The following is a 22,979-nucleotide window of genomic DNA, read 5'->3' as shown; positions in this document are numbered from 1 at the left end:
ACAGCTCCCACACTGGATCGGTGTCGCTCTTACAAGCTCGGCAACAACTTCGCCGGCACCAGCTCATTCAGGCAACGCGTCGCCAACAGTTCACTGGCGGCATTGATGTCTGGCGCAAAGAACCGGTCCTTCTCATAAAACGCCACTTTGCTGCGCAGGATCCCCCGCGCCTTTTCCAGCGCAGGCGAGGTTTTCAAGCCGTTGCGCAGGTCCAGGCCCTGGCACGCGGCCAACCATTCCACCGCCAACACACCGCGGGTGTTCTCGGCCATTTCCCACAGGCGTTTGCCCGCAGCCGGCGCCATCGACACGTGGTCTTCCTGGTTCGCCGACGTTGGCAGGCTGTCGACGCTATGGGGATGGGCCAGTGCCTTGTTCTCGCTGGCCAATGCCGCCGCCGTCACCTGGGCGATCATGAAGCCGGAGTTCACACCGCCATTGCCCACCAGGAAGGGCGGCAGTTGCGACATGTGCTTGTCCATCATCAGCGAGATGCGGCGTTCGCTCAGGGAGCCGATTTCCGCGATGGCCAGCGCCATGTTGTCTGCCGCCATGGCCACCGGTTCAGCGTGGAAGTTGCCGCCGGAAATCACGTCACCTTCTGCCGCAAACACCAGCGGGTTATCCGACACGGCGTTGGCTTCCACCACCAGCACTTCGGCCGCCTGGCGGAACTGGGTCAGGCAGGCGCCCATGACTTGTGGCTGGCAGCGCAGGGAGTACGGGTCCTGAACCTTGTCGCAGTTTTCGTGGGACTGGGACACTTCACTGCTTTCACCCAGCAGGGCGCGATACGCGGCGGCGGAGTCGATCTGGCCACGCTGGCCACGGGCCGCGTGGATACGCGCGTCGAACGGCGAGCGCGAACCCAGCACGGCTTCCACCGTCAGGGCGCCACACGCCAGGGCACCGGCGAACAGGTCTTCGCCTTCGAACAGGCCACGCAGCGCGTAAGCAGTGGAGACCTGAGTGCCGTTGAGCAGCGCCAGGCCTTCCTTGGCCGCCAGGGTCAGCGGCGTCAGGCCGGCGACTTTCAGCGCTTCGGTGGCTTCCAGCCATTCGCCCTTGTAGCGGGCCTTGCCTTCGCCCAGCAGCACCAGCGACATGTGGGCCAATGGCGCCAGGTCACCGGAGGCACCCACCGAACCTTTCAGCGGAATATGCGGGTAAACCTCGGCGTTGATCAGGGCGATCAGCGCGTCGATCACCTGCCGGCGAATCCCGGAAAAACCACGGCTCAGGCTGTTGACCTTAAGCACCATGACCAGCCGCACCAGCGCATCGCTGATGGGCTCACCGACGCCGGCGGCGTGGGACAGCACCAGGGAACGCTGGAGATTTTCCAGGTCTTCGCTGGCGATGCGGGTCGAGGCCAGCAGGCCGAAACCGGTGTTGATGCCGTAGGCGGTGCGGTTCTCGGCGAGAATCTGCTCCACGCAGGCGACACTGGCTTCGATCTGGGCCGAGGCGCTGTCATCCAGACTGAGGGTTACCGGCTGCTGGTAGATGGCCCGCAGTTGGGCAAGGCTCAGTTGGCCTGGAATCAGGTTTAGCGCAGTCACATTCATGCTCCTTTTGAGAGTGTTGTTAACTACCAGTCGCTCCGGATGCTTCCGTTATCCGCCGCTGTGCTCTTTTAGAGGATCAGCCGGCTTGGCACGCTGGTTATTGTTGGAAAAAGGTCAGTGCAAATTCGGTAACGTGTGTTGCAGCAAGTCGGTGTCTTTGAGCAGCGCGGCAGTGGCCGCGATGTCCGGCGCCAGCCAGCGGTCCTGGTCGTAGGCCGGGACATGTTCGCGCAGCAATCGCCAGGCGGTGTCGGTGCCGGCACCGAAGCGCTGTTCCTGGAGGAACTCGAACGCCTGGGCCGCCAGCAGGTACTCGATGGCGAGGATCTGGGTGACGTTTTCCAGCACCGAATGCAGCTTCAGCGCGGCGTTGGTGCCCATGCTCAGGTGATCTTCCTGCAAGCCGGAGGTGACAAAGTTGTCGAGCACCGCCGGTTGCGCCAACTGGCGGTTTTGCCCGCACAGCGAAGCGGCGACGTACTGCACGATCATCATCCCGGAGTTGACCCCGGGGTTGCTCACCAGGAACGCCGGCAGGCCACTGACGTGGGGGTTGATCAGGCGGTCCAGGCGGCGCTCGGCGATGGAGCCGATTTCAGCCATGGCGATGGCCAGCATGTCTGCCGCCAGGGCCACGGACTGCCCGTGCGGGTTGGCCTGGGAGACCACGCGGTAGTTGTCTGGCGTACCGAGCACCAGCGGGTTATCGCTGGTGCCATTGAGTTCGGTTTCGATCTGCCGGGTGGCGTGCTCCAGTTGATCGCGAGCGGCACCGTGCACCTGGGGAATCGAACGGATGCTGAGGGCGTCCTGGGTACGAATGCCTTTGCTGCTGGCGATCACTTCACTGCCATCGAGCAGCGCGCGCAGGTTGATACCCACCTGCTGCATGCCCGGGTGCGGCTTGAGGGCGATGATCTCTTCGTCGAAAGCGTCGATCTGACCGCGCTGGCCTTCGAAGCTCATGGCGCCAATCACATCGGCCCACTGCAGCAAACGGTGCGCATCGGCCAGGGCCAGACAGCTGAGGCCGGTCATGCACGGCGTGCCGTTGACCAGGCACAGGCCATCCTTTGCACCCAGCACCACCGCCTGCAAACCTTCTTCGGCGAGGGCCTGGTGCGCCGGGACGATGCGGCCCCGGTAGCTCACATTGCCAACGCCGAGCAAGGCAATGCTGATGTGGGCCATGTGGGTCAAATAGCCCACCGAGCCTTGGGACGGTACTTGCGGTGTGATGCCGTGGTTCAGCAATGCCAGCAACGAGTGCACCACCTGCGGGTGCAGGCCGGATTTGCCGTGGCTGTAGTTGATGATGGCGCAGCAGATGATCGCGCGGGTCTGTTCATCGCTCAGCGCCGGGCCGACGCCGCAGGCGTGGCTGAGCAGGGTGTTGCGCGACAGCCGGCTGAGTTGCTCGCCCTTGAGCGATACGTTGCACAAGGCGCCCAGCCCGGTGTTGACGCCATAGGCGCGCTCACCGCTGGTGACGATGCGCTGGACGATCGCCTGGGCATTGTCGATTCGCGCCCAGGCCTGGCCCGAGAGTTCGAGGACGGCGCCGTGGCGAGCCACGGCGACCACGTCCTGCCAACGCATCGGGGCGTCGGCGATGATGATTTTTTCAGCCTGGGACATCTTTGTACCTTCTCCAATTCTTGTGCAGCTTCACCGGCCGCATCGCAGGCAAGCCAGCTCCTACAGGGGAATGCATTGCAAATGTGGGAGCTGGCTTGCCTGCGATAGCGCCAGCCGGCTCACCACACGATCCGGGTCAGACCACAGCAGCCCGCCGCTGAACAAACCGGTCCACATATTCATCCGCCGGCGAATGCAGGATTTCCCGGGGCGTGCCGACCTGGATCAGCTTGCCGTCCTTGAGAATCGCAATGCGGTTGCCGATGCGCACGGCCTCGTCGAGGTCGTGGGTGATGAAGACGATGGTCTTGTGCAGGGTCTTTTGCAGCTCCAGCAACTGGTCCTGCATCTCGGCGCGAATCAGCGGGTCGAGGGCGCTGAACGCTTCGTCCATCAGGATGATGTCGGTGTCGGCCGCCAGGGCGCGAGCCAGGCCCACCCGTTGGCGCATGCCGCCGGACAGCTGGTGCGGGTATTTGTTTTCGTAGCCTTTGAGGCCTACGGTTTCGATCCAGTGCAGCGCACGCTCGGTGCACACTTGCTTGGTTTCGCCGCGCACTTTCAGGCCGTAGGCAACGTTGTCCACCACGCTTTTGTGGGGCAGCAGGCCGAAGCTCTGGAACACCATGCTGATCTTGTGCCGGCGGAATTGGCGCAGGGCTTCCATGTCCAGTTGCAGGATGTCTTCGCCGTCCACCAGGATCGCGCCGCTGGTGGGGTCGATCAGGCGGTTGAAGTGGCGCACCAGGGTCGACTTGCCGGAACCCGACAGGCCCATGATCACGAAGATCTCGCCCGTGCCGATGCTCAGGGACAGGTCGTTCACACCCACCACGCAACCGGTGTCGGCCAGCACCTGGTCCTTGGTCTTGCCCTGGCCGATCAGCGCCAGTGCTTCCTTGGAACGGTTGCCGAAGATCTTGAATACGTTTTTGACTTCAATCTTGCTGACGGTAGTCATTTGCTCGCCTCATGCCGTGGACGACCATAGGCCTGGGTAATGCGGTCGATGACCACTGCGAGAATCACAATCGCCAGGCCGGCTTCAAGGCCACGCCCGACGTTAAGCGTCTGGATGCCGACGAGTACGTCTTCACCCAGGCCACGGGCACCGATCATCGAGGCGATCACCACCATCGACAGGGCCATCATGGTGGTCTGGTTGATCCCGGCCATGATGCTCGGCAGGGCCAGCGGCAGTTGCACACCAAACAGTTGCTGCCAGCGGTTGGCACCGAAGGCGTTGATCGCTTCCATGACTTCACCGTCCACCTGGCGAATGCCCAGGTCGGTCAGGCGAATCAGCGGCGGCGCGGCGTAGATCACCGTGGCGAAAATCGCCGGCACCTTGCCCAGGCCGAACAGCATCAACACCGGGATCAGGTACACGAAGCTGGGCATGGTTTGCATGATGTCCAGCAGCGGCATCAATACCGAGCGCAGGCGGTTGCTGCGGGCCGACAGAATCCCCAGGGGAATGCCGATCAGCACCGAGATCACCGTGGCCACCATCATCAGCGCGAGGGTTTGCATCAGCTTGTCCCACAGGCCAACGGCGCCCACCAGGAACAGCAAACCGACGATCACCGCCGTGGTGACCACCTTGCGCGTGGCGTGCCAGGCAATGCCGCCGACAATCGCCAGCATCAACCACCAGGGCGCTGCGCGCAGCACGCCTTCCAGGTTGACGATGGCCCACAACAAGGTGTCGGAGATGTGCCGGAACACATCACCGTAGTTGGTCACCAGCGAATCAACCCAACTGTTGACCCAATCGGCGATGGAAAACGTAAAACTCTCAGGAAACATAGTGTGCTCTCGATCCAGTGGATTGTGGCCGGGCGTCCGGTTGCCTGTGAGGGCAACCGGAAACGCTCAACCTACAAGGCCGCGTCGATTTTCTTGGCTGCGTCGTCGCTCACCCATGCGTGCCAGACTTCAGGATGTTCCTTGAGGAAAATTTTCGCCAGTTTTGGTGATTCAATTCGCTCTTTGGTCATGCGTGCCAGGTTCTGGTTCAGCAGGTCGATTGGCAGGTTGACCTTCTCCAATACGGCCACCAGTTCCGGGGCTTGTTCGTGGAACGCCTTGGACAGCCCGACCTTGATGGTCACGCTTTTATCCACACCGGGCTTCTCTTCGAGCTTCACCAGGTCGACCTGGCCCATCAACGGCGTTGGCGACCAGTAGTAGAACAGGATCGGCTCGCCGCGCTTGTAGCTCGACAACACCGCCGCATCCAGCGCGGGGCCGGTGCCTGGGCGGAAGTTGGTGTAGGTGCTTTCCAGGCCATAGCTTTTCAGCATTTCGCTGTTGTCCAGCTCACAGGTCCAGCCGGCCGGGCAGTTGTAGAAACGGCCCTTGGATGGCTCTTCCTGGTCCTTGAACACCGCAGCGTATTTGGCCAGGTCGGCGATGTTTTTCAGGTCCGGCGCCTTGGGTTCCAGCTTGCGCTTGGCATCGCCTTCGATCACGTAACGCGGCACGTACCAGCCTTCGATGGCACCCACGACTGGAGCCCCGACACCAACGACTTTGCCGGCCTTCTCGGCCTTGTTCCAGACTTCGCTGCGGCCAACCCACTCCTCGGCGAATACCTGGATGTCATTGCTGCTCAGGGCGTTTTCCATGGTGATGGAGTTGCCCGGCAGGCTGTCGGTTTTGCAGTCGTAGCCTTTTTCCAGAACGGTTTGCAGGATGTCGGTGAGCAACATGCCGCTTTCCCAGTTCAGGCCGGCGAATTTCACCGGTTTGCCGGATTCGCACCAACCCGCCGCCTGAGCGCCAGCAGAAGCCAGCAAGCCTGCAGAGAACAAAGTGGCCAGCAGGGTCTTATTCATTTTCATTGTTGTGACGCTCCCAATCTTGAAATGGATTACGGCAGTCAGTAGGCATCCTGCCCTGTCCACGTCCCATCAGGCCTGTGCAGCAAGCCCGTTTGTCGTTGGTGCAGCGCCCTGCTCTACCGGCAGGATCAGTCGTTCAGGTATTGCGCTGTGCCACTTTTTCGCGGCCCAGTAGTAAAGCGCAGCCGGCACCACCAGGCCGATGATCCAGGAGATATCGGTGTCGCCGAGGCTGGCAACCAGTGGTCCGGTGTAGAAGTGCGTCGAGATGAACGGCATCTGGATCAGCACGCCAAACACGTAGATGCTGATGCCCATCACGTTCCAGCGACCGTAGCGGCCGTCGGGGTTGGACAGTGCCGGGATGTCGTAGCGTTCTTTGGTGATGCAGTAGAAATCCACCAGGTTGATCGCACTCCAGGGCGTGAAAAACGCCAGCAGGAACAGGATGAACGCAGAGAAATCCTTGAGGAACGAGTCCTTGCCCAGCAACGCCAGCGCGGCGGCAATCGACACCATCACGAAGATGTACAACAGGCGCGTGCCACTGCCGATATGGCGGCTGCCACGGAAGCCACTGATGATCGTCGCGATCGACATGAAGCTGCCGTAGGCATTCAGGGTGGTGACGGTGACCTTGCCGAAGGCGATGCTGAAATACAGCAGCGCCGCGACGATCCCGGTGCCGCCCAGGCCGACGATGAATGACACTTCGTGATGAGCGAATTGCGAGCCGGCCAGGGCCGCCGCAAACACGCCGAACACCATCGACGCCTGCGCACCGATCACCGAGCCCAGGCCCACGGCCCAGAAGGTTTTCGACGCCTTGGTGCTGCGCGGCAAGTAACGCGAGTAATCCGCCACATACGGGCCAAACGCAATCTGCCAGGACGCCGACAGGGAAATCGCCAGCAGGAAACTGCTGAGGGAAAAATGCTTGTTGCCCAGCAACGCACCGATGTCGTTACCGGCCAGCAATTTGTAGAACAGGTAGACGAAAGCCACCACCCCCAGCACGCTGGCAACCCGGCCGATGCCGTGGATGACCCGGTAGCCGAAGATTGTGAAGACCATGATCAGCCCCGCGAACAGCACGATGCCCACCCAGTCTTCAACGTGGAGCAACTGCGCCACGGCCTGCCCCGCCAGCAACGAACCGCTGGCGGAAAAACCGATGTACATCAGGCACACCAGCACCAGCGGGATCACCGCGCCATACACGCCAAACTGCACGCGGCTGGAGATCATCTGCGGCAAGCCCAGTTGCGGGCCTTGCGCAGCATGCAGCGCCATGACGCCGCCGCCCAGCAGTTGACCGATCAACAGACCGACCAACGACCAGAACACATCACCGCCCAGCACCACGGCCAGGGCCCCGGTGACAATCGCGGTGATTTGCAGGTTGGCACCCAACCACAGGGTGAACTGACTCAATAGACGGCCGTGTCTTTCCGCTTCCGGGATGTAGTCGATCGAACGCCTTTCGATCAACGGGGTGGTGCTTGCACGAGCGTCATTTACAGCCATTGTTGTTCAACCTCTGATGGATTGTTTTTTGGGTGGTGCTGGCTTACTTGATCATCGGCAGGTTCAGGCCCTGCTCTTTGGCGCAGTCGATCGCGATCTGGTAGCCGGCATCGGCATGACGCATCACGCCGGTGGCCGGGTCGTTGTGCAACACGCGAGCAATACGCTCGGCAGCTTCGTCGGTACCGTCGCAGACAATCACCATGCCCGAGTGCTGGGAGAAGCCCATGCCGACGCCGCCGCCGTGATGCAACGAAACCCAGGTCGCGCCGCTGGCGGTGTTGAGCAAGGCGTTGAGCAGTGGCCAGTCGGACACGGCATCGGAACCGTCCTGCATCGATTCGGTTTCACGGTTGGGACTGGCCACCGAGCCGGAGTCCAGGTGGTCGCGGCCGATCACGACCGGTGCCGACAGCTCGCCGCTGCGCACCATTTCGTTGAACGCCAGGCCCAGCTTGGCGCGCTGGCCCAGGCCAACCCAGCAGATACGCGCCGGCAGCCCCTGGAAGCTGATGCGCTCGCGGGCCATGTCCAGCCAGTTGTGCAGGTGGGCGTCGTCCGGGATCAGCTCTTTGACTTTGGCGTCGGTCTTGTAGATATCTTGCGGGTCGCCCGACAGCGCAGCCCAACGGAACGGGCCGATGCCACGGCAGAACAGCGGACGGATGTAGGCCGGTACGAAACCCGGGAAGTCGAAGGCGTTTTCCACGCCCTCTTCCTGGGCCATCTGGCGGATGTTGTTGCCGTAGTCGAAGGTCGGGATGCCTTGCTTCTGGAACTCAAGCATGGCTTTGACGTGCACGGCCATGGACTGTTTGGCGGCCTTGATCACGGCGGCCGGCTCAGTCTTGGCGCGGGCGCGGTATTCGTCCCAGGTCCAGCCGGCGGGCAGGTAACCGTTCAGCGGGTCGTGGGCGCTCGTCTGGTCGGTGACCATGTCCGGGCGCACGCCACGCTTGACCAGTTCCGGCAGGATTTCCGCCGCGTTGCCCAGCAGGGCGATGGAGATCGCGCGGCCTTCCTTGGTGTATTTGGCGATGCGCGCCAGGGCGTCGTCGAGGTCTGTGGCTTGCTCGTCGACATAACGGCTGTTCAAGCGGAAGTCGATGCTGACCTGCTGGCATTCGATGTTCAGCGAGCAGGCACCGGCCAGGGTCGCGGCCAGTGGCTGGGCGCCGCCCATGCCGCCGAGGCCGGCAGTCAGGACCCAACGGCCCTTGAGGTCATCGTTGTAATGCTGGCGACCGGCTTCGACAAAGGTTTCGTAGGTGCCCTGAACGATGCCCTGGCTGCCGATGTAGATCCAGCTGCCGGCGGTCATCTGGCCGTACATTGCCAGGCCCTTGGCATCCAGTTCGTTGAAGTGTTCCCAGCTCGCCCAGTGCGGCACCAGGTTGGAGTTGGCGATCAGCACGCGCGGGGCGTTGCTGTGGGTCTTGAACACGCCGACGGGTTTGCCGGATTGCACCAGCAGGGTTTCGTCGTCATTGAGGTGGGTCAGGCTTTCGACGATCTGGTCGTAGCATTCCCAGTTGCGCGCGGCGCGGCCAATGCCGCCGTACACCACCAGCTCTTTCGGGTTTTCGGCAACCTGTGGGTCGAGGTTGTTCATCAGCATGCGCAGCGGCGCTTCAGTCAGCCAGCTTTTGGCGGTCAGCGTGTTGCCGCGTGCGGCACGGATTTCAACGTCACGGTACTTGGTAGGCTTGGTCACAAAAAATTCCTCAACGATCAATGCGCGAACATGATTGGTGCGAAGAGGATGTCCATGGACTCTTACGCACACATCTTTACTTGTACATACAAGCATATGCAATCAAGCGGCCAACTTTGCGCGCAAGGTTTGAAGATTTTTCCGGGATGAGGGTGAAAGCCTTAGAAAATAAGGCTTCGCTGCTTGATGAATTTTCTTACAGAGGATTTTTACAACGCGGGAGACTAGTCACCGAGGCAGGGCTTTGCGCCATGCTGGGGCGTTCGGTAACAAGTTGGTGCGGGAAGAGGGAAACAACATGTGGGGGGAAGAACCCCCACCTGTTCAAGCGGCTGCAGTCAGTTCGATGACACAGCAACGGCCGGTGACGCTGACGTCCAGCAGCCCGGTGTTACCGTCCACTTGCAGGCAGTCGTGACGGTTCAGCCGCTCACCGAGCACCTTCACCTCATCGGCCACACTGAATACCAGCACGGTGTGCGCGGCACTGAAGAAGCGCTGCGTACCGTCCATCCACTGCAACCGCGCCTGATAGCGCTGCGGTGAATAGATCAGGTTGAAATCGCGGATCGGGCCGCCGATCAATCGGCAGGACACCTGGCTGTCACCCTTGAACGGGAACGGCTGCAGCGGTAACAACCCACGCTGTTCCTCGCCATCCACCGTCAGCACCATGCCTGAACCTTGCAGCACGGTGATGATGCGCTGGTACCCGGCGAAGGTGGAGAACCCGCCCGACTCGGCAATATCGGCAATCGACAGGCGCCAGCCAAAACCGTCCAGGCCCTCACCTGCATCACGGGTGATTTCTTCAGTGCTGCCCCCGCCGTTTTTCCATGGCATACGGACGTAATCGGTGGCGCGCCAGACTTTCATCGAACTCATTTACTGAAACGTCCTTCCAGGCTATGACGGGAACCGGGGTGGATCAAACGCGCGGCCGTTACCGGCTGGCGGCCCGACCAGGTGCGGCGGCGAATCAACAGGCACGGCTCGCTGGTTTCGATTTGCAGCAGCTTGCACTCATGGGCATCGGCGAGGATCGCTTCCACCACGTGCTCGCCTTCGGTCAGCGGCGCCACCTGATTGAGGTAGGCATAAGGGGTTTGCTGGGTGAAATCCTGCTGCAGGTATTCCGGCGCTACCAGGGCGTTGACGAAACGGTCTTCGATTTGCACCGGAATGTCGTTTTCGTAGTGCACGATCAGCGAGTGGAACACCCGTCCGCCTTCGCGCATTTCCAGGGCGACGGCGCGCTCGGAACCGGCCGCTTCCTCACCGAGGGTGATGACTTTGCACGTATGGCGATGACCGCGGGAGGCGATCTCATCGGCAATGTTGTGCACCTCAAACAGGGCCGACTGGCTCTTGGGCTCGGCGACAAATGTGCCCACGCCCTGCATGCGTACCAGCAGGCCTTCGGCCGTCAACTCGCGCAGGGCGCGGTTGATGGTCATGCGGCTGAAGCCCAGTTGGTTGACCAGCTCGCTTTCCGACGGCACGCGGTAGTGCGGCGGCCAGTTGCCGTTGAGAATCTGCTGGCTGATCATCTGTTTGACGCGGGCATACAAGGGCGCCGGACTTTCGTCCATGTGGGCAGCCAGTGAAGACTTGGCGGGCGGAGTCGGCACAGGAAATCCTTGCAGGTGAAAAAGAAGCATAGCTTGCCGGAGTTTACCGAGCAGGCAAACGTCTGTATATGTATATACAAATAAACACACGACCGGGGTGCCTTAATCATGTCCGCTTTCTTTGCCGAACGCGCGCTGCTGCCTAATGGATGGGCCAATGATGTACGTCTTGAAGTCAGCGCCGACGGCCTGCTGACCCAGGTGGAGCCCAACGCCAGTGCAGACGGTGCCGAACGGCTGAGAGGCCCGGTGTTGGCGGGCATGCCGAACCTGCATTCCCATGCGTTCCAGCGGGCAATGGCCGGCCTGGCGGAAGTGGCCGGCAACCCGAATGACAGCTTCTGGACCTGGCGCGACTTGATGTATCGCATGGTGGGCAAGATCAGCCCCGACCAACTGCAGGTCATTGCGCGCCAGCTGTATATCGAGATGCTCAAGGCCGGCTACACCTCGGTGGCCGAATTTCACTACGTGCACCACGACGTCAGCGGCCAGCCCTATGCCGACCCTGCGGAGTTGTCGCGACAAATCAGCCAGGCGGCCGCCAGCAGCGGTATCGGCCTGACGTTGTTGCCGGTGCTGTACAGCCATTCCGGTTTCGGCGGCCAGGCACCCAATGAAGGCCAGCGGCGCTTTATCAACAGCACCGAGCACTACCTGAACCTGCAAGCACGCCTGCAACCGATTCTGGCCGCGCAACCGGCGCAGCAGCTGGGCCTGTGCTTCCACTCGCTGCGCGCCGTCACGCCACAACAGATCAGCGAAGTGCTGGCCGCCAGCGACAAGGCCTGTCCGGTGCACATCCATATCGCCGAGCAGCAAAAGGAAGTCGACGACTGCCTGGCCTGGAGCGGCAAGCGTCCGCTGCAATGGCTGTATGACAATGTTGAAGTGGATCGGCGCTGGTGCCTGGTGCACGCCACCCATGCCAACCCGGAAGAAGTGACGTTGATGGCCAAGAGCCGGGCGATCGCCGGGCTGTGCCTGACCACTGAGGCCAACCTGGGCGACGGGATTTTCCCGGCGGTGGATTTCCTGGCCCAAGGCGGGCGCATGGGGATTGGTTCCGACAGCCACGTATCACTGAGCGTGGTGGAAGAACTGCGCTGGCTGGAATATGGGCAGCGCCTGCGGGACCAGCGGCGCAACCGGCTGTATCGCAGCGATCAGCCCATGGTCGGCCGTACGCTGTTCGATGCCGCGCTGGACGGCGGGGCCGAAGCGCTGGGGCAACCGATTGGGCGCCTGGAAGTGGGCAAGCGTGCCGATTGGCTGGTACTGGATGGCAACGATCCGTACCTGGCGACGGCGAACGAAGACGGGATTCTAAATCGCTGGCTGTTTGCCGGCGGTGATCGCCAGGTGCGGGACGTGCTGGTCAACGGGAAGTGGGTGATTCGCGACGGGCATCACGCGGCTGAAGAAGACAGCAGCCGGGCGTTTACCCAGGTCTTGCGGGATTTGTTGGGCTAACTGACGACACATAACAAAATGTGGGAGCTGGCTTGCCTGCGATAGCCGTTGTGAATCCAACACCGCTATCGCAGGCAAGCCAGCTCCCACATTGGAAGGGTAGCGCTCTTCAGTTACTGCGAAGTCTTTGCCATCTGCTTGTCCGACGTCCGCCAGATCAACCGGGTAGTGTCATACCCCTGTTGCCGCGCCCTGCTCAGCAGGTCTTCGCGGGTGTCGGCGCTGACAGTCGGCGTGCGGGACAACAACCACATGTAGCGCCGGCTCGGGCTGCCGACAATGGCAGTCTTGTAGTCATCGCTGACGTACAGCACCCAGTAATCGCCCTTGGCCACGCCCGGCAACAGCGAGGTGAACCAGTTATTGAATTCGACCCACAGTTTGTCAGTCTTGCCGGCGACCTGCGGCGTTGCTGTGCCCTTGGCTTCCTGCCACTTCCATTCAGGCGTCAGGCAGCGGTTGAACACCGACATGTTGCCATCGGGCAACAACGTGTAGCGGGCTTCGGACTGCGCACAATTGCGCTGGAAGTACATCGGCAGACGGGCCAACTCATACCAGGTGCCCTGGTAACGCTTGAGGTTCACGCTGCCGACCGTCTTGGGTTGCAGATCATCGCCAGAATGGCTGGCGCAGCCCGCCAAAAACAGGCTGGCGCAGAGGTATAAAACGAAACGCATCATGTTGTTTTTCTCCCGCAGGCTTTCGCCCCGGTTTACTTCAGGCCTTGCCCGGAAAAAATCAGTACTTTGTCACCGGCGTATTGCACGCTGATAAAGCTGTTTTTATCGCCCCAGGTGCAACTGGACATACCCAGCGCGCCAGAACAATCAGTCGGCTTACCCAGCAACGACTCAACCTCGGCCTTGGCCATGCCGGCCGACAGTTTTGCGTAATTTTCTTGAGTGACCTTGCTGCAAGCGGCCAGAAGCACGCAAAACGACAACAGGGCGAGACGGCGTAACGACATGGAAAAACTCCTGGAGAGACGAAGCAGCTTGGGGGTCTGCCAGAAGCTTAGAAGGGAAAAGAGGTGTCTGGTTCCCGACGAGCGAAAACAAAAAAGCCCCTTGTGGTGAGCGGGCTTGCCCCGCGCTGGGCTGCGAAGCAGCCCCCGATAAAGGGCATTGCCTCGTGTCAGAAAAAACGAAGAGTCGGGGTTTAGGGGTGCTACGCACCCCAAAGCGGGACAAGCCCGCTCACCACACAGAGCAGATGCTTACCGCAGGGCTTTACGCCTTGTGGTAACCAGTCACACGCTCAACTTCTTCCTTCGAACCCAGGAACACCGCCACACGCTGGTGCAGGCCTTCAGGCTGGATGTCGAGGATGCGCTGGTGGCCGTCGGTGGACGCGCCGCCCGCCTGCTCAACCAGGAACGACATCGGGTTGGCTTCGTACATCAGGCGCAGTTTGCCCGGCTTGGACGGCTCGCGGCTGTCACGTGGGTACATGAACAGGCCACCACGGGTCAGGATGCGGTGCACGTCGGCAACCATCGCAGCCACCCAGCGCATGTTGAAGTTCTTCTTCAACGGGCCTTCTTCGCCTTCCATCAACTCGTTCACGTAGCGCTGTACCGGCGCTTCCCAGTGACGCTGGTTAGACATGTTGATGGCGAATTCCTGGGTGCTCGCCGGGATGGAGATGTCTTCGTGGGTCAGCACGAAGCTGCCCATTTCACGGTCCAGGGTAAAGCCCTTGACGCCGTCGCCCAGGGTCAGCACCAGCATGGTTTGCGGGCCGTAGATCGCATAACCGGCAGCGACCTGCTCGGTGCCTGGCTGCAGGAAGGCCTTTTCGTTCAGGGCTTCGTTCTGGCTCAGGTATTCGCTCGGGCAACGCAGTACCGAGAAGATGGTGCCGACCGGTGCGTTGATGTCGATGTTCGACGAACCGTCCAGCGGGTCGAATACCAACAGGTACGCACCTTTCGGGTACTTGCCCGGGATCTGGTAGGCATTGTCCATTTCTTCGGACGCCATGCCGGCCAGGTGGCCGCCCCATTCGTTGGCTTCGAGCAGGATTTCGTTGGAAATCACGTCGAGCTTCTTCTGCACTTCGCCTTGTACGTTTTCAGTGCCCATGCTGCCCAGGACACCGCCCAGCGCGCCTTTGGAGACGGCGTGGCTGATTTCCTTGCAAGCACGCGCCACCACTTCGATAAGGAAGCGCAGATCGGCAGGCGTGTTGTTGCTGCGGGTCTGCTCGATCAAATAGCGACTCAGGGTAACGCGGGACATGGAAGGCTCCGGAAATGGGGGGCTAAAAACCCGCGCAGTTTAACGCGAGTCGGGGCGTATTTCCTCATATGAGAGGATTTAAACCCAATAGAGTTCATGGACTTTATTTAACGTGCCACCGGCGGCTTGCGCAGCAAACTGTAGGCCATGGCGCCCAACGCCGCCACACCGAGCAACAGCACGGCCCAAAGACCGAGCTTTTTCCAGTTCGGCCCGGCATCAATAGGCGCCGCAACCGCGGGCGATGTCACCACCACCGCCCCCGCCGCCTTGGCCTGCCCAAGCCCTGCGAGGCGTTCGACGCTGTAATCCGGAATCAACGTCGACAGCGGCAAGTTCGCCCCCTTCACCGACGGGTTGCCCAAGGCCAGGGTGAACGGCGGCTCGCCCCGCGCCAGGAACACCAACTGCGTGGCGCGCACTGCAAAGCTCAAGGTCGGCGCCTCCACTCCCAGGCCACCGCCGCGCTCATCCACGTCGAGCTTGAGTTGCGCAACGGCCTGGCCCGGCAGCTGCAATTCGTTCTGTAAAACGTCCTGGCCATTTTGCGTCAGCCGGTAGAGCAAACCGCTGCTCAAGGGCTGCCAGGCCTGACTGCTTTCCCGGCGACCCGACAAGGTGACTGGCGCGAGGCTGTTGGGTTGGCTCAAGTCGATACGCAAACGTTCGACGTTCAGCGCATTGGGCAACTGCCAGCTGTATTCGCCGGCCTTGAGACGGGTACCCGACAGTGGCTGCGACCACACCAGCGGCAACGGCAAGCTATGGGCACTGACGCTCTCCAACTGCGCCGATGTCAGCGCCGGTGCGGCCTGGCCTTTCCACAGCAGGCGCAGATAACGCGCCGATTGCCCTGGCAAACTCACTTCATGCTGCTCGACGCGCTCATCGGCAAACGACAGCCGCGCCACCTGCCCTTCGCCCCACGAGCGCCAGTGCTGCAAGTCGTCGCTGGCTTCGATGCTGAAGCGCTGGAAGCCGTCGCGCTCGCTGGTCCAGTCGAGGATCAGCTGCTGCAACGGCGCCTTGATCCCGCTGGCATCGAGCAACCAGCCGCGCAGCACTTCTTCGCCCGCTTCCAGCTGGCTCGGCGGCTGCACCTGCACCAGCGTGCCGGTGGAGGTGGACTGCACACGCACACTGGGCACGGCTTCAGCGGAGTCGGCCGCGGCGTACAGCGGGAACCACTTCACGTTGGACAGGCTGCGGCTTTCGGTGCTTTGCGCCGACTGCCGCGCCAGCGCGTAGGCCTGGGGCTCGCCGGCGGCGTTGAACACCCGCACGTCACTCAGGTCGGCCTGGCGGGCGCTCAATTGCACCGCCAGCGGCAGTTCCAGGCGGTACCACGGGCCTTCGCCGCTGACTGTCAGCGGCACCCGCGTGGTGAAATCGGCCGGGGTTTCCTGGGCCAAGGCCGAACACGTTGTGCACAACCCCAACAGCACCACACTCAGCTTGCCCATCAAGAGGCCACTCCTTCAGATTCAACCACCGGTTCGGCACGCTTGGGTGGCAACGGGGCGAAATAGCCCACCACCAGCAACAGCCCGCCCACACCGATAAACGATACGATCCGCGCCAGCCCGCCACGGTTGCTCAGCTCGACGAAGAACAATTTGGCGACCACCACTGCAATCAACACCGCACCGATCAGCCACACCTCACGCCGATGGCGCAGATGCCCACCGATCATCAGGCTCAGGGCAATCAGGGTCCAGATAATCGACAGCCCGGCCTGCACCAGCATCGACTCCAGCAACGCATCCAGATGGAACGGCACGCCGCCCCAATGGTGAGCCGTGCGCATCACCAGGGCGGTGAAGAAGGCGAACAACGACACACCGGCGACCGCCTGGGCGATCAGCTCGGCGCGTGGCCCGCGCTGGGGTGCGGCGCTGCGGGACCACAGGTACACACCCAGCAGCGCGAACAGCAATCCAACATCCAGCGGGTTAAGCAGCGGCACATACGGCAGCGGCTCGGCGGTGCCGTCGCTGAAGATATTTGCCAGCCAGAACCAGCCCAACATCAACACCGCCAGAGGCAACGCGGCATACAACCGGTACTCGCGCGGGTACGCCGACACCGGCCACGGCCAACTGCGCGGCACAGCGGCCAGTACCAGGTACAGGCTCGGCAGAATCGCCCACCCCAGCCAGCGCCAGGCGTTGTATTCCTCGGACAGCAGCAACAGGCCGTAGCGCAGCTCCAGCGCCAGCACGCCGATCAGCAGCCAGCAGCCGAGCACGTGCGCGGCGCTCAAAGCTTTCTCCGGGATGACCAAGGCCAGGCGCCGCAGTGACACGAAGTGCACCGCAAATACCGCCACCCACGCCAGCCACGCGAAATTCGCCGCCGGGTGATAACGTGAGCCCCACGAGCCCAGCAACACCACGCCCGCCGCCGGCATCAACAGCGTGCACAACAAGCCCAGCGACGCCCATTGCAGGCGCCGGGCCAACACCGCCCAGATCGCCACACTCACGGCCGCCACCGCCAGCAGCCAGGTGCCTTGCAGCATCGGTGGCGCAAAACGCAGCACTTCGCTGACCAAAGCCAAGGTCCACCAGGCCGCGCCCCACACCAGCAGCACGTCGGACAGCCGCTGCAAACTCAACGCCTCGAACACCGGCGCATGAGGCCGGCGCTGCAAGCGCCAGGCACCGACCAGCGCCGCCAGCCCGAGCACCATCGGCGTCCAGAAACCGCTATGGCCCAAAGGACGCAAGCCTTCGCGGGTCAGTGGCCCGAGCAAGTCCGGCACCGCGATCAGGAACGAAGCGCCACCGATGATTTGCAGCAACAACCCGAAGACAAAACTGACCCGCTGCTGCAGGTAGAGGCTCAGCCAGATAATCAACAAACCACTGGCCGCCCACACGCCACTGGCGGTCTCCCACGGCAGCACGAACAGCACCGCGAGGTTGATCAGCACCAACCCGGCCAACAGCACCACCGACAGGCCGCGCAACAACCGCACATCGCTGCGCACCATGCTGTCCCGCGCCGCCAGCAGCATGCCGCCGATCAAGGCCAGGCCAATCAGCGATGCGGTGAGCAGCCCGCTCCAGCCGGCACTGAACACGGCGCCGGAATCAGCGCCCGCCTGAAGGCGCAACAGGAAAAGCGCGCCACCGAGCAATTGCACGGCAAACGCAGTAAAGAGGAACGTGCGCGAGCCGATGCGCAGGCCGACCAGCAAGGTTGCAAGGCCGGCAATTGCCCAACTGATGGCCGTGCCTTGGGTCAACAGCAGCAACGGCGCCAGCAGGTACAGGAAGCCCAGGCCGACACTGGCCAATACCGGCAAACCACGACGCTCCCACTGCGCCGACTGCTCGGCCGGAGCCTTGCGCAGTTGGTGGAAACTGAACAGCAACGCCACGCCCAGCAGCAGAGCGCCCAGCGGTGCGCCATCCAATAGACGGGTGTCGCCAACCCGCAACTCGCTGAGGAACGCGAGCGCCGAGCCGACCTGCAACAGCAAGCCAAACGCCCGCGCCAAAGGTCGCTGCTGGCGCAAGCCGAGCCAGAAAATCCCGGCGCCTTCCACGGCCCAGGCCGCCGCCGTCCAGCGTGCGTCGAGGCCCAGGGGAATCGCCAGGCTGGCGAAGATCACACCCAATGCCAGGCAGGTTTCCGCCAGCAGCAAGGCGCGCCCGCCACTCAGCAAACGGGCCAGGCCCATGTAAATAATGCCCAGGCCCAGCGCGCTGAACGCCGCGGCAAATTCCAGGTGCTGCACCAGCGCAAACTGCAAACCGAAGCCCACCAGCGGCGGACCGAACAGCATGCTGCCGTCGACGTAATCGCCCTTGGCCGCCGACCAGCGCAACAGTGCGCCACGGCTGTCATCGTCCGGCGCGTCGCTCATCTCCAACAGCTTGCGCCGGGCGAACAACAGGCCAATGCCGAGGTACATCAGGAAAAACAGAATCAGGAAAGGCTCGGTGCTCCACAGCAGTTCCGGCGTGTAGGAGCGCATGCCCCAGGCGAAGCCGATGCCGAAGGTGCCGACGAAACCGATCAGGTTGAGCAGGCGCCAGGCCTTGAACCAGGCGATGGCGAGGATGCCCGCGTTCAGCAGCGCGAAATAGCTGAACAGCGCCACATGGTTGCCGGCGCCGGTGGACGTGAGGATCGGTGCCGCAAAACCGCCGAGGGCAGCGGCGCAAGCCAGGCCGAGGGCGTCCTGGGTAATTGCCAGAATCGCCGAAAACACCGTGACCGCCACCAGCAACCCCAGTGCGGCGCCGGGATCGAGCAGCGGGTGCAGGCGCATGGCAGCGAACACTGTCAGGTACAACACGGCGATGCCGGTGCCTTGCAGCATCAACCCGTAATTGCTGTTGCGCAGCCGCAGCCACCACCCCAGGCCCAGCAAGGCCAACGCACAACCGGCAACGCCCGCATAACGCAGCTCGATCGGCACCACCATGCCTTCAGTGGCATAGCGCAGCAGGAAGGCCAGGCCAAGGAACAGCAGCACCACGCCGACCCGCAGCACGGTGTTGCCGCCGAACAGCCAGTTGCGTGCGCCGCTGATGGCGCGCTCGATGAAGTTGGGGCCACGAGGTACCGCAGGCGCAGCAGGTTGCTCAGGAATGCGTTCGCTCGGCTCAGCCCGCCAGACGTCAGCCGGCAATGGCTGGCTGGGCTCGGCCGCTACCGTTGCGTACGCAGGTTCCAATTCGGCGGGTAATTCCCAGACGAGTTCGGGCGACGCCGTTACCGGCGGCGGCGCTTCGACAAGGATCGGTTCGGGGGTTTCAACGGCAGCCGGCCTTTCCAGCAAGGCCAGGCGTTGCTCGACGACTTCCAGGGCGTTGCGGGCAGACTCCAGCTGACGGCCTTGCTCCTCCGTACGCGAGGCGAGCATCGACAGGCGGATCGCCTGGCCAATGCCCAAGCCAAGCAGCGCACCAATGCCCGCATCACTGAACGACTCGTCGAGCGTCCAGCCGAGCACCAGGCCAATCAGCATGAAAATCCATTGCATGGTCGATATCCCTAAGCAAACCGAGACCTAGTATATCGACACGGGCCCCATGTGGCAGCGGGACTTGCTGTGGCGAGCGGGCTTGCCCTCTCACCACAGCAAGCCCGCTCCCACATTTTGTATTGCGGTGTCTAATCCAACGCTTTCCAGATCTCCGTCGCGTATTCGCGGATGGTCCGGTCCGACGAGAACCAGCCCATGCGCGCGGTGTTGAGCACCGCCGAGCGCCACCATTCCTTGGAATCGTGCCAGTGCGCCTCGACCCGCGCTTGGGCATCCCAGTAGGAATCGAAGTCGGCACAGACCAGGAAGCGGTCGTAGTCGATCAGCGAGTCCACCAACCCGGCATAGCGGCCCGGATCATCCGGCGAGAACACCCCGCCGCGAATCGCTTGCAGCACATCGTTCAAGCGATGGGACGCGGCGATTTCCGGCCCGGCATTGAACTCACCGGCGTGTTTGCGCGCTTCTACCTGCTGGGCGCTGAGGCCGAAGATAAACATGTGGTCGGCACCCACGCGCTCGTGCATCTCGACGTTGGCACCGTCCATGGTGCCGATAGTCAGCGCGCCGTTAAGGCCGAATTTCATGTTACTGGTGCCGGACGCTTCAAACCCGGCGGTGGAAATCTGCTCCGACAGGTCGGCCGCCGGAATGATGCTTTCCGCCAGGCTGACGTTGTAGTTGGGCAGGAACACCACCTTGAGCAACCCGCGCACCGTCGGGTCGTTGTTGACGGTACGGGCGATGTCGTTGGTCAGCTTGATGATCAGCTTGGCCTGGTGATAACTGGCCGCCGCCTTGCCGGCAAAAATCTTCACCCGAGGGACCCAGTCGGTGCCCGGCTCGGCACGAATCGCCTGGTACAGCGCGACGGTGTGCAGCAGGTTCAACAGCTGGCGCTTGTACTCGTGGATCCGCTTGACCTGCACATCAAACATCGCCGCCGGGTTGACCGAAATCCCCAGGCGCTCGTGAATGATGTCGGCCAGTGCCCGTTTACTGTGCAGGCGCTGTTCGGCGAAGGCCTTGCGGAAGGCTTGTTTCTCGGCGAACGGTTCCAGGTCCACCAGACGCTGCTCCGGGTTATCCAGTACGTCCGGACCCAGGGCTTCCACCAGCATTGCGGTGAGTTTGGGGTTGGCCTGGTACAGCCAGCGGCGGAAGGTAATGCCGTTGGTTTTGTTATTGATCCGGTCCGGGTAGAGCTTGTGCAGTTCGGAGAACACCGTACTGCGCATCAGTTGGGTATGCAGGCCGGACACGCCGTTGACGCTGTGGGAACCGAGGAACGCCAGGTTGCCCATGCGCACGCGGCGGCCGTTGTCTTCCTCGATCAGCGACACGGCGCGCAGCACGTCGAAGTCGTGGATGCCCTTGGCCCGCAGCGAGTCGATATGTTGAGCGTTGATCAGGTAGATGATCTGCATGTGCCGCGGCAGCATGCGTTCCATCAAGCCCACCGGCCAGGTCTCCAACGCCTCGGGCAGCAAGGTGTGGTTGGTGTACGACAGGGTCTCGACGGTGACATCCCAGGCGGCATCCCACGGGATATCGTGCAGGTCCACCAACTGGCGCATCAACTCGGCCACCGCGATCGATGGGTGCGTGTCGTTGAGCTGGATGGCCGCGTGTTCGCCCAGGCTCAGGACCGAGCCGTGCATGTTTTTGTGGCGACGCAGCAAATCCTGCAGCGAGGCGGAGACGAAGAAGTATTCCTGGCGCAGGCGCAGTTCCTGCCCTGCTTCGGTGCTGTCGGCCGGGTAAAGCACCCGGGAGATGCTTTCGGCACGGGCTACCTCGGCCACGGCACCCAGGTGATCACCGGCGTTGAAGCGCTCCAGGTGCAGGTCTTCCACGGCCCGGGCGCGCCACAGGCGCAAGGTGTTGACGCTGGCGCCGCGCCAGCCGACCACCGGGGTGTCGTAGGCTACCGCACGCACGGTTTCATTCGGCGACCAGACCTGGATCGACTTGCCGGACGCGTCCAGCAGGGTTTCCACGCCGCCGCCAAAGCCGATCGGGTAGATCACTTCGGCGCGCTCGAACTCCCACGGGTTGCCGAAATCCAGCCAGCGCTCGGTTTGCTCCTGCTGCCAGCCATCGACAATCGCCTGGCGGAACAGCCCGTGTTCATAACGAATGCCATAACCGTGGCCGGCAATGCCCAGGGTCGACATGCTTTCCATAAAGCATGCAGCCAGGCGGCCAAGGCCACCGTTGCCCAGGGCCGCGTCGGGCTCCAGCAGGCGAATGCGCTCCATGTCCACACCCAACTCGCTCATGGCCTCACGGGCCACGTCGAGCAGGCCGAGGTTGCTCAGGCTGTCGTAGAGCAGACGGCCGATCAGGAATTCCAGCGAGAGGTAGTAAACCCGCTTCTGCCCCTTGCGATAGATGTGCCGCGTGTGGTCCATCCAGTGGTCGACCATATGGTCGCGGGCGGCCAGTGCAATGGCTTCGAACCAGTCGTGGTCGAAGGCGTGATCGGGGTCCTTGCCCACCGCATAGGTAAGTTTGGTCAAGACGGCATCGCGAAATGCGGCTACCTCTGCTTCTCGTACAAGCGGTTCCTGAGACATCGATGCGACCTCGGGCGAGATAGAAGGAGTTGCTAGAGCCTAGACGGTCTGACAGACCGTAGACGCTCTGGTTCGGCAGTTTTTTAACTCATTCACCTTTGCGGGAATTTGATGCAGGGGCCGTGCCCGTTTGTTGCCCGACACTGCCTTCGAGCTGAAACCCGGAAGATATTGTTCAAAAAAACACCAATTCCGGTATGATCCCGCGCCGGATAACACCCCTCTTGGAAACCTGATGAAGCCTCAACTGATCGCCGCCGCGGAACTCGACCGTCTCGAGACCTGGCAGAAATACTCAAGCCACATGTGTGGCGGCTGTGTGTCGAGCTGCTGCACCCTGCCGGTTGAGGTGAAGATCAAGGACCTGATCCGTATCGGCATCGTCGATGAGTTCGAGCGTGGCGACCCGCCGAAGAACATCGCCAAGCGCTTGCAGAAAGAAGGCATCGTCGAGCGCTTCAACGCCAAATCCGAGATCTTTACCCTGCAGCGCATGAGCAACAACGATTGCCTGTACCTGGATCGTAAGAGCCGCTTCTGCACTATTTATGACAAGCGCCCGGATACTTGCCGCAATCACCCGAAAATCGGACCGCGTCCTGGGTATTGCGCGTACAAGCCGAAGGAAGTGGTGCGCGAGACCAAGTTCAAGACCCTCGACAAGTTCTGATCCAGATTTTTGTGGGGCCTTGAGGGCCCTATCGCAGGCAAGCCAGCTCCCACAGTTGAATGTGTTCACATATCAAAATGTGGGAGCC

17 protein-coding genes are annotated in these 22,979 nt (G+C 62.1%); 2 read left to right on the top strand and 15 right to left on the bottom strand.

Annotated features, from left to right (window positions below):
* Positions 1 to 29: 29 nt before the first annotated feature.
* The 9 genes from hutH (P3C29_RS15680) to hutC form a co-directional block, all read right to left on the bottom strand.
* Positions 30 to 1,568, bottom strand: coding sequence for a histidine ammonia-lyase (gene hutH, locus P3C29_RS15680; protein ID WP_085984627.1), 1,539 nt, complete (start codon positions 1,566 to 1,568; stop codon positions 30 to 32).
* A gap of 114 nt (positions 1,569 to 1,682) precedes the next feature.
* Positions 1,683 to 3,206: a histidine ammonia-lyase gene (hutH, locus tag P3C29_RS15675; protein ID WP_275964875.1), complete on the bottom strand. Its 1,524-nt coding sequence runs from the start codon at positions 3,204 to 3,206 to the stop codon at positions 1,683 to 1,685.
* A 136-nt stretch (positions 3,207 to 3,342) separates the two neighbouring features.
* Entirely contained in the window at positions 3,343 to 4,167 is an 825-nt protein-coding gene (locus tag P3C29_RS15670) for a glycine betaine/L-proline ABC transporter ATP-binding protein (protein ID WP_177041058.1), read from the bottom strand.
* The gene (locus P3C29_RS15665) at positions 4,164 to 5,015 is read right to left on the bottom strand and encodes a proline/glycine betaine ABC transporter permease (protein WP_017478193.1); all 852 of its coding nucleotides are present in this window, start codon (positions 5,013 to 5,015) and stop codon (positions 4,164 to 4,166) included. The genes P3C29_RS15670 and P3C29_RS15665 overlap by 4 nt, the downstream gene beginning before the upstream one ends.
* Before the next feature lie 71 nt (positions 5,016 to 5,086).
* Positions 5,087 to 6,052, bottom strand: a complete 966-nt coding sequence (locus tag P3C29_RS15660) for an ABC transporter substrate-binding protein (protein WP_201125942.1) — start codon at positions 6,050 to 6,052, stop codon at positions 5,087 to 5,089.
* Between the two features lie 69 nt (positions 6,053 to 6,121).
* Positions 6,122 to 7,579, bottom strand: a complete 1,458-nt coding sequence (locus P3C29_RS15655; protein WP_275964874.1) for a cytosine permease — start codon at positions 7,577 to 7,579, stop codon at positions 6,122 to 6,124.
* Between the two features lie 43 nt (positions 7,580 to 7,622).
* A complete protein-coding gene (gene hutU / locus P3C29_RS15650; protein WP_201125940.1) occupies positions 7,623 to 9,293 on the bottom strand; it encodes a urocanate hydratase in 1,671 nt (556 codons plus the stop codon).
* Positions 9,294 to 9,617: 324 nt separating this feature from the next.
* On the bottom strand, positions 9,618 to 10,178 hold the full coding sequence (locus P3C29_RS15645) for a HutD family protein (RefSeq protein WP_201125939.1): 561 nt from the start codon (positions 10,176 to 10,178) through the stop codon (positions 9,618 to 9,620).
* Complete coding sequence (gene hutC / locus P3C29_RS15640; RefSeq protein ID WP_201125938.1) at positions 10,175 to 10,954, bottom strand: histidine utilization repressor; 780 nt, start codon at positions 10,952 to 10,954, stop codon at positions 10,175 to 10,177. Before hutC ends, P3C29_RS15645 begins: the two co-directional genes overlap by 4 nt.
* A gap of 78 nt (positions 10,955 to 11,032) precedes the next feature.
* On the opposite strand from hutC, the gene P3C29_RS15635 reads away from it, so the two are divergent.
* Positions 11,033 to 12,397 (top strand): formimidoylglutamate deiminase, encoded by a 1,365-nt coding sequence (locus tag P3C29_RS15635; RefSeq protein WP_275964873.1) that lies wholly within the window; start codon positions 11,033 to 11,035, stop codon positions 12,395 to 12,397.
* Positions 12,398 to 12,510: 113 nt separating this feature from the next.
* Here P3C29_RS15635 and P3C29_RS15630 read toward each other — a convergent pair whose 3' ends face one another.
* From P3C29_RS15630 to P3C29_RS15605, 6 genes are all read right to left on the bottom strand, one after another.
* Entirely contained in the window at positions 12,511 to 13,080 is a 570-nt protein-coding gene (locus P3C29_RS15630) for a lipocalin family protein (protein ID WP_003217984.1), read from the bottom strand.
* Between the two features lie 32 nt (positions 13,081 to 13,112).
* Positions 13,113 to 13,367 (bottom strand): hypothetical protein, encoded by a 255-nt coding sequence (locus P3C29_RS15625; RefSeq protein ID WP_010169120.1) that lies wholly within the window; start codon positions 13,365 to 13,367, stop codon positions 13,113 to 13,115.
* A gap of 262 nt (positions 13,368 to 13,629) precedes the next feature.
* A complete protein-coding gene (locus tag P3C29_RS15620) occupies positions 13,630 to 14,640 on the bottom strand; it encodes a class 1 fructose-bisphosphatase (protein ID WP_010169114.1) in 1,011 nt (336 codons plus the stop codon).
* Between the two features lie 107 nt (positions 14,641 to 14,747).
* On the bottom strand, positions 14,748 to 16,103 hold the full coding sequence (locus P3C29_RS15615; protein WP_275964872.1) for a DUF3999 domain-containing protein: 1,356 nt from the start codon (positions 16,101 to 16,103) through the stop codon (positions 14,748 to 14,750).
* A complete protein-coding gene (locus tag P3C29_RS15610) occupies positions 16,103 to 19,639 on the bottom strand; it encodes a DUF2339 domain-containing protein (RefSeq protein ID WP_275964871.1) in 3,537 nt (1,178 codons plus the stop codon). Before P3C29_RS15610 ends, P3C29_RS15615 begins: the two co-directional genes overlap by 1 nt.
* A gap of 131 nt (positions 19,640 to 19,770) precedes the next feature.
* On the bottom strand, positions 19,771 to 22,221 hold the full coding sequence (locus P3C29_RS15605) for a glycogen/starch/alpha-glucan phosphorylase (RefSeq protein ID WP_010169111.1): 2,451 nt from the start codon (positions 22,219 to 22,221) through the stop codon (positions 19,771 to 19,773).
* A 235-nt stretch (positions 22,222 to 22,456) separates the two neighbouring features.
* On the opposite strand from P3C29_RS15605, the gene P3C29_RS15600 reads away from it, so the two are divergent.
* Complete coding sequence (locus P3C29_RS15600) at positions 22,457 to 22,891, top strand: YkgJ family cysteine cluster protein (protein ID WP_017478181.1); 435 nt, start codon at positions 22,457 to 22,459, stop codon at positions 22,889 to 22,891.
* The last annotated feature ends 88 nt before the right edge of the window (positions 22,892 to 22,979 follow it).

This window comes from Pseudomonas sp. 1912-s (assembly GCF_029269205.1).
In the GTDB taxonomy this organism is placed as follows: Bacteria; Pseudomonadota; Gammaproteobacteria; order Pseudomonadales; family Pseudomonadaceae; genus Aquipseudomonas.
The sequence above is the reverse complement of the archived record's forward strand: the minus strand, read 5'-3'. Positions and strand labels throughout refer to the sequence as shown.

Excerpts from the sequence above, each read along its gene's own strand:
- hutH (WP_085984627.1), bottom strand. The coding sequence starts at position 1,568 with ATGAATGTGACTGCGCTAAACCTGATTCCAGGCCAACTGAGCCTTGCC.
- hutH (WP_275964875.1), bottom strand. The coding sequence starts at position 3,206 with ATGTCCCAGGCTGAAAAAATCATCATCGCCGACGCCCCGATGCGTTGG.
- P3C29_RS15670 (WP_177041058.1), bottom strand. The coding sequence starts at position 4,167 with ATGACTACCGTCAGCAAGATTGAAGTCAAAAACGTATTCAAGATCTTC.
- P3C29_RS15665 (WP_017478193.1), bottom strand. The coding sequence starts at position 5,015 with ATGTTTCCTGAGAGTTTTACGTTTTCCATCGCCGATTGGGTCAACAGT.
- P3C29_RS15660 (WP_201125942.1), bottom strand. The coding sequence starts at position 6,052 with ATGAAAATGAATAAGACCCTGCTGGCCACTTTGTTCTCTGCAGGCTTG.
- P3C29_RS15655 (WP_275964874.1), bottom strand. The coding sequence starts at position 7,579 with ATGGCTGTAAATGACGCTCGTGCAAGCACCACCCCGTTGATCGAAAGG.
- P3C29_RS15645 (WP_201125939.1), bottom strand. The coding sequence starts at position 10,178 with ATGAGTTCGATGAAAGTCTGGCGCGCCACCGATTACGTCCGTATGCCA.
- hutC (WP_201125938.1), bottom strand. The coding sequence starts at position 10,954 with ATGCTTCTTTTTCACCTGCAAGGATTTCCTGTGCCGACTCCGCCCGCC.
- P3C29_RS15635 (WP_275964873.1), top strand. The coding sequence starts at position 11,033 with ATGTCCGCTTTCTTTGCCGAACGCGCGCTGCTGCCTAATGGATGGGCC.
- P3C29_RS15630 (WP_003217984.1), bottom strand. The coding sequence starts at position 13,080 with ATGATGCGTTTCGTTTTATACCTCTGCGCCAGCCTGTTTTTGGCGGGC.
- P3C29_RS15625 (WP_010169120.1), bottom strand. The coding sequence starts at position 13,367 with ATGTCGTTACGCCGTCTCGCCCTGTTGTCGTTTTGCGTGCTTCTGGCC.
- P3C29_RS15620 (WP_010169114.1), bottom strand. The coding sequence starts at position 14,640 with ATGTCCCGCGTTACCCTGAGTCGCTATTTGATCGAGCAGACCCGCAGC.
- P3C29_RS15615 (WP_275964872.1), bottom strand. The coding sequence starts at position 16,103 with ATGGGCAAGCTGAGTGTGGTGCTGTTGGGGTTGTGCACAACGTGTTCG.
- P3C29_RS15610 (WP_275964871.1), bottom strand. The coding sequence starts at position 19,639 with ATGCAATGGATTTTCATGCTGATTGGCCTGGTGCTCGGCTGGACGCTC.
- P3C29_RS15605 (WP_010169111.1), bottom strand. The coding sequence starts at position 22,221 with ATGTCTCAGGAACCGCTTGTACGAGAAGCAGAGGTAGCCGCATTTCGC.
- P3C29_RS15600 (WP_017478181.1), top strand. The coding sequence starts at position 22,457 with ATGAAGCCTCAACTGATCGCCGCCGCGGAACTCGACCGTCTCGAGACC.